We start from the raw sequence: 6,799 nt of genomic DNA, 5'->3' as shown, positions 1-6,799 counted from the left end.
ATGACCGTCATGAGTAGCCACCACCAACCGAGCACCCACCGCCAACGGAACAAACAACTCCCACACCGACACATCGAACGTCACCGGAGTCTTGAGCAACACCACATCAGAACCCGACACCGCATAACGCTCCGCCAACCACGACACCTGATTGACCACACTGCGATGACTGACCGCCACACCCTTCGGCCGACCCGTCGACCCCGACGTGAAAATCACATACGCCGTATTCCCCGACCGCAACGGCGCAACCCGATCCACATCCGAAACAGGAGCATCCGAAAAACCAGACACATCAACAACATCAACCTCGACCACCGGCACCACACCAGCATCGAAACCAACATCAGAAGTACTGACCACACACACCGGCGACGCCGCCGCCAACACATACCCATTACGCTCCGCAGGCTGATCCGGATCCACCGGAACATACCCACCACCAGCCCTGAGCACACCGTAAACCGCAACCAACAAATCAACCGACCGACGAACCGCAACACCCACCAACGACTCCGGCCCCACACCCACCGAAACCAAATACCTGGCAAAACGATTCACCCGAGCATCGAACTCCGCATACGACAGAGACTGCCCCTCGAACGAGAGCGCTACCGCATCCGGAGACGCCGCCACCTGCGCAACAAACCCGTCCAACACCGACACACCCGCAACCTCACGAGCCGTGTCATTCCACCCCTCGAGCACCAACGAACGCTCAACAGAATCCAAAATATCAACGTCACCAACACGCACCGAAGGATCGGTGGCTACGGAGGAGAGCAGTCGAAGAACTCTGTCCAGCAACGCAGTTGCGTAGTCGGCATCGAAGAAGTCCGGTAGGTACCGCAGCGTCAAGTGCAACTGCTCGTCGAGTGCGATCAGCAGGGTCAACGGGTAGTTCGTGGAATCGTCCGAGGCGATGTCGTCGATCATCATTCCGTCGAGAACATCCGCCTGTGCGGCGAGGCCCTCACGGTCGACCGGGTACGACTCGAATACAACCAACGTGTCGAACAGTGTTCCGACGTCCGCTGCTTTCTGGACATCGGTCAAACCGAGATAGTGATGATCAAGCATTCTCGCCTGCTCGATCTGGACCCTGGCAACCAATTCTTCGACGGACTCCCCGGCGTCGAGGCGCACCCGCACGGGGAGGGTGTTGATGAACAACCCGACCATCGATTCGACGCCGGTGAGCGCCGGTGGCCGGCCGGACACTGTTGCACCGAAGACAACGTCGTCGGTTCCGGTCAACGCACCGAGCAGGACCGCCCACGCGCTCTGCACGATCGTGTTGGCGGTGACCCCGAGTCGTGCGGCCAGAGCGGTGAGCGCCGCGGTTGTCTCCGACGACATCGACACGTTCAGCTTCTGTGACAGCGCGGTGAATTCCTGTCCGCCTGTGACCTGAGCAAGCAGCGTCGGCTCTTCGACGCCGGAAAGCACATCCGCCCAGGCTGTGAGTGATCGATCACGATCCTGATCGACAAGCCACGCCAGGTAATTGCGATAGCTACGCACACGCGGAAGAACCGAGTCGTCACCACGCGTCGCGTACAGCGCCAACAGGTTCTGCAAGAGCAGTGGCACCGACCAACCGTCGAGAATAATGTGGTGATTCGCCACCACCAAGCGATAGTCCCCCTCCGCCATGGTGACGAAGGTGAACCGAATCAACGGCGGTGACGCCATGTCGAAGTGTGTCGCCTGGTCAGCCGTCAAAACTTCGTTCAGAGCTGCCTCACGGTCGACGGCCGCAATATCGCTGAGATCGATGTTCCGCCACGGGACTGGAACGTCTTCGAGGACTATCTGGACCGGCGTTCCGTCGTCGTCGGCCGTGAATGCCGTTCGCAGGTTCGCATAACGGTCGATGATTCCCTGTGCTGCAGTGCGCAAGCGGTCGGCATCCACCTTCCCGGACAGAGTGAGAATCATCTGCACCGAGTAGAGGTCGACGCTGGATTCTGCCAACATCGCGTGGAAGAGCAAACCGGACTGCAGCGGTGCCAGGGGCCAGATGTCGGTCACCGTACCGAATCGATTCTCGAAGCCGTCGATATCTCGTTGGCTCACGGAGACAAGCGGCACGTCGGACGGTGTGAGTCCACCGGCTCCGACGGAGCGAGAATGCTCCGCCAGGGCAGTCAGTGCTTCGACCCAAATCTGTGCAAATGTCTCGACACTCTCGCCGTCGATGGCACCGACGGGGTATGCGAAAGAGGCCTCCAGAACAGCACCGTCTGCGCCGTCGTTGACGATCGCATTGATGTCGACGACCTTGTTTGCGGGCATGTCGACGTCTTCGGGTGCCGACACGTTGGCGAAATCGCCGGCCGGCAGCCACCCGAGTCCCTCGACGCCTGCCGGAAGATCCTCGGCGACAACTCGTCCCAGGTAGTTGAAGCTGACCTGTCCCCCGGCGAAGCGAGAAAGCACTGCGCGCGTGTCTTCGTTCAGGTAGCGCAGCAGTCCGTACCCGACGCCCTTGTCCGGGATCGCCAGAAGCTGTTCCTTCACTGCTTTGATCGCGCGTCCCGCCGAATCACCTCCGGCGAAAGCGTCACCCAGATCTACCTCGGAAAGATCGAGACTGATCGGGAAGGCAGCGGTGAACCAGCCAACGGTCCTTGACAGATCCGCGCCAGGAATCACGGCTTCTTCGCGACCGTGGCCCTCGAGTTGCAGCAAAGCAGACGTCGAGTCGATTCCGGCTCGGCGACGCCACTCGATCAGCGCGAGTGCCAGTCCAGCGAGCAGGCCGTCGTTGGCGCCGCCGTTGAAAACCTCCGGCAGCGTGGTCAACAGAGTCTCCGTCACCTGAGTGGGGACCGTCACGCTTATCCGCTGAACCGTTGCCGCAACGTCGACGGCAGAGTCGTACGCCCTCTTACCCAGCACCGGGTCCGGTGTCTGCAACACCTTCCGCCACGTATCCAGCTCGGCCACACGCGAATCCCGATGGGCCTCTTCGGACAAAGCATGAGCCCAGCGTCGCATCGACGTACCGGTCGGCTCGAGAGCAACATCCCCCGTCGCTCCGCTCGCCCCGGCCATCTGAGCCGCAGCCGACACCAGATCCGGAACGATGATTCGCCAGGAAACCCCGTCGACGATCAGGTGATGTGCAGCAATGATCAAGCGCCCGGTGCGAGTGGGACCGAAGTCGACCCACACGAACTGAACCATTACGCCGTCCGCCGGATTCAACCGGCCGAGAGCCTCGTCGAGGCCCTTGGAAGCCGTGAGAACAATTGTCGACTCGTCCGCAGCCGCGTCGACATCGACGCGGCTGAGCAGATCCTCGACGTCCACGGTTCCGGGCTCGGAGACCGACATCCCCCATCCGCGACCGTCGGAGATCAGCCGCGAGCGGAACATGTCGTGGTGGTCGACGACTGCAGCGAGTGTTCGCACGATGTCGGCTCGCTGCACTCCGAGTGGAAGCTCGAGAGTCATCGTCTGTGTGAATCGGTTGTAGCTGCCACCGCGCTCGACCATGAATCGTTCGATCGGCGTCAACGGCATCCAGCCGACTCCACCGCCCGGCAACTCCTCGAGCACCACCGCGGCCTCGACGTCGGCGGCATACTTCGCCACTTCGGCCAATGCCGCGACAGTCTTGCTCTCGAAGACGTCACTGGGTGCGAATACGACCCCACGTGCCTTCGCACGAGAGACGAGTTGGATGGACATGATCGAGTCGCCGCCCTGAGCGAAGAACGAGTCGTCGGTGCCGATGCGATCCAGGCCGAGAACGTCCGCGAAGATCTCGCTCAGGATTTGTTCCATCTCGGTGACCGGGGCGCGGAATTCCTTGGTCTCGAAAACCGGTGCTGGGAGCGCTTTTCGGTCCAGCTTGCCTGCCGGACTGAGCGGCATGTCCGAGGAGACCATGACCGAAGCCGGAACCATATGGGCCGGAAGGGTTCTGGAGACGAATTCGATCAATTCCGCCGAAGTGACCGAAGCGTGCTTTCCGGTGAACACGTACGACACCAGCGCCGGGGCACCCGACGGCAGGGTCGTACCCATCGTCGCAGCGAACTCGACCTCGGGGTGTGCCGTCAGCGATGCATCGATTTCGCCCAGTTCGATACGGAAACCGCGAATCTTGACCTGGAAATCGTTGCGGCCCACGTATTCCACGGCGTAGGTGGAGGGTGCCGTTCCAGCGACCCAGCGCACCACGTCACCGGTTCGGTACATTCGCTCGCCCGGATTACCGTGCGGGTTTGCCACGAATCGATCGGCACTCAAGCCTGGACGACGATGATAGCCGCGGGTCACCTGAGGACCGGACAGATACAGCTCGCCCGAGACTCCCAGTGGAACTGGATTGAGTCGTGTGTCCAGGACGAATGCGGCCATGTCACCGATCGTGGCGCCGATGTCCATTCGGTCACCGGGCAGAAGCGGAACGCTGACGTTCGTCACGATCGTCGTCTCGGTCGGGCCGTAGACATTCAGGAATGTCCTGGGAGCCGAAGCCGACGCGGCCGATCCGTCCCCTGTCGTCCACTTGCTGATCAGTTCCGGCGAATACGCTTCGCCACCCACGCCTACCACCGTCAGGTCGTCCAGGCCGCTCGGGTCCATCGACGCCAGGGCAGCGGGTGTGATGAACGCATGCGTGACTCGTTCGCTACGGAACACCTCAGCCAGTTCGTCGCCGCCGTACACGCCAGGCGGGACGATGACCATCGTCGCGCCGGTGGCCACCGCGAGGAACAACTCGAGCATCGACGCGTCGAAACTCGGTGACGCGAAGTGCAATGTCCGCGAGGTGGGCTTCACGAGGTAATGCGCGGCCTGCGTGACACTGAAGCTCGCCAGTCCCGCGTTGGTTGCGACAACGCCCTTCGGCAGTCCTGTCGTGCCGGAGGTGTAGATGACCCAAGCCGGATGAGCAGTCGTCAGTGGACGGACACGTTCCTCGGCATCGATTGGCGCTCCGGACACTCCGGCGATCATCTGTTCGCCGAGCGGTCCGTCCACGACCAACCACTCGACGTCGTCGGCGAGATTCGGACGTTCGACGTCGAGGGTGAGGCCAACCTTCGCACCCGAGTCGCTGAGCATGTGCGCGATACGGTCTGCCGGATAGTGCGGATCGATCGGAACGACCGCTGCCCCGGTCTTCGACACTGCCCAGACCGCGAGTATCGATTCGACGGATCTCGGAATCGACACCGCCACAAGATCTTCAGCCCCGAGACCACGGTTGATCAAAACGCGGGCCAGCTTCGACGACCACTCGTCGACCTCGCGATACGTCATGGACCTACCGGCCGCGGCCTGCGCCGTGCCGGGGTAGCGCAAAGCGACGTTGTCCGGGTAGCGCGCAGCAGCGTCGGCAAGAATCTCGGCCAACGGCGCCTGCGCTACTCCTGACGAAGCCCTTTGACTCGTCAGAACCTCACGCTCGGACGCGTCGAGGATTTCGATGTCACCCACTGAAGTTGCGGGGTCCGTCGCAATTCCGTTCAGAATGCGCATCAATCGTGCGGCGAATCCGCGGACGGTCGATTCGTCGAACAGATCCGTCGCGTACGTGAACGTCGCCGACAGCCCTTCTGATACCTCACTGATCGTGAGCTGCAGGTCGAACTTGGCCACGGTCTCGTCGATTTCGAACTCGGCCGCCGTCAGACCGGGCAGAGCCAACGAGTTCTGCCCCAGGTTCTGAAATGCCAATGCCACCTGGAACAGCGGGTGATGTGCCCTCGACCGAACGGGATCCAGCACTTCCACGAGCCGCTCGAACGGAAGGTCCGAGTGCGCGAACGCCTGAAGGTCGGTTTCCCGAGCCGAGGCCAGAAGTGTTGTGAATGCCGCCGAAGGATCAACCTCGGTACGCAAAACCAGGGTGTTGACGAACATTCCGATCAAATCGTCGAGTTCGGATTCACCTCGCCCGGCCATCGGTGCACCGATGTTGATGTCCGTTGTTCCCGACAGACGAGCGAGAAGCGACGCCAGAGCCGCATGGACCACCATGAACATCGACGCATTGTGTTCCCGGCCCACGCTGATCAGCCGCTCATGCAATTCCTGACCGATCGAGAATTCGAATGTCGCTCCCTGACCGGAGAATACCGCCGGCCGAGCCCGATCGCCCGGAAGATTCAACTGTTCGGGCACGCCGTCCAGTGCTTGCGCCCAGTAAGTGATCTGTTGCGCGATGACGGACTGCGGATCGTCCTCGGACCCGAGAACCTCACGCTGCCACAACGAGTAATCGGCATACTGCACCGGCAACGGCGTCCAGGTCGGAGCCTGGCCGTTGGTTCGGGCGTAGTAGGCGGTCATGACGTCGCGGGTCAACGGGCCCATCGAGAAACCGTCGGTCGAGATGTGATGCACCACGAATACCAGAACGTGCTCGTCGTCCTTGATCTGGAAAAGCTTGGCGCGCAACGGCACCTCGGCCGTCACGTCGAAGCCTGCCGCTACGAAGTTCGTTACCTCGGAAACGATCTCCGAATCCGAGACCGAGGTTGCAGCGAGGTTCACGTCGACATCAGCCGGTGCAACGATCTTCTGGTAGCCGACGCCGTCGACCTCGGGGTAGACCGTGCGCAGAACCTCGTGACGGCCGATAACGTCGGCGACCGCTTGCTCCAGCCCCAAGACGTCCAGTTCTCCGGTGAGAGTTATCGCAACCGGGACGTTGTTCCCTGCCGAGCTCGTATCCAACTGGTTGAGGAACCACATGCGCTGCTGCGCCAACGACAACGGCACCCGAACCGGACGCACCTGCGCAGTCAACGCCGCACGTGAACCGCCACCGACA

The 6,799-nt window shown here is 61.7% G+C and carries 1 protein-coding gene; it reads right to left on the bottom strand.

What is annotated here, in order from left to right:
• On the bottom strand, positions 1 to 6,799 hold a 6,799-nt coding region (locus tag ABH939_RS32880; RefSeq protein ID WP_404650734.1), incomplete at both ends, for an amino acid adenylation domain-containing protein.

Source organism: Rhodococcus sp. 27YEA6 (assembly GCF_044908235.1).
GTDB lineage: Bacteria > Actinomycetota > Actinomycetes > Mycobacteriales > Mycobacteriaceae > Rhodococcus_F > Rhodococcus_F qingshengii.
The sequence above is the reverse complement of the archived record's forward strand: the minus strand, read 5'-3'. Positions and strand labels throughout refer to the sequence as shown.